Source organism: Vibrio sp. D173a (genome assembly GCF_030248475.1).
Genome location: NZ_JAHGAH010000014.1, coordinates 1 through 858 on the forward strand (window position 1 = coordinate 1; position 858 = coordinate 858).

The following is an 858-nucleotide window of genomic DNA, read 5'->3' on the forward strand; positions in this document are numbered from 1 at the left end:
TCAATGGTATGGACTCCCCACCTCAACTGACTGTGTCAGCTAAAGTTACAGGTACAAACCAAAATAGGAGCCCATACCATGAATCAATCTAGCACAATCTCAATTGATTTAGCCAAATCCGTTTTCCAAGTTGCGGTGTTTAATCGCCATGGGAAACGAATGTCTAATCAAGCAATGTCTCAAAAGAAGATGTTGATGCTCATTAACCAACACCCAAATTCTACCATCTGTATAGAGGCTTGCTCTGCTTCTCATTATTGGGGGCGTACTTTTCAGGATAGAGGCCATACCGTCAAAATTATCCCCCCTCAAAAAGTCAGGCCGTATCGCAATGGGAATAAGAATGATGCTAACGATGCCATTGCAATTTATGAAGCTTCCTTACGATCAGATATTCATGTTGTACCGGTAAAAACACCAGAGCAGCAAGATGTCGCGATGCTACTTAGCTTAAGACAAAGTTATATAAAGCAGCGCACGGCAGTAAGTTTACGGATCCGTGGTTATGCTGCGGAACACGGTATTACTTTTCCACAAGGGAGCAATAAACTGCGAGAAATGATCCCTCTCGCTATTGAAGATGCAGAGAACGAATTAACCTCCGTAGCTAGATTCGTTCTTCGAGAATTGTATGCTCAACTACTTAGCATTGATGAACCTATAGAAAGAGTTGAGTCCGAACTTATTGAGTTCGCAAGGCAAATACCAGCTTGCCAATTACTTATCACTCTGCGAGGTGTACGTTGGATTATTGCGAGTGCTATTTTCGCCCGTATGGGTGATGCTTCAGCCTATAGAAATGGTCGAGGAGCGAGTGCAAGTTTAGGGTTAGTCCCAACACATAGAGGTAGTGGTGGT

General features: G+C 43.2%; 1 protein-coding gene. It reads left to right on the forward strand.

Features of this window, described 5'->3' with window-relative positions; translation table 11 throughout:
* Window positions 1–78 precede the first annotated feature (78 nt).
* A partial coding sequence (locus KIV40_RS02370; RefSeq protein ID WP_285347889.1) for an IS110 family transposase occupies window positions 79–858 on the forward strand: 780 nt, incomplete at its 3' end.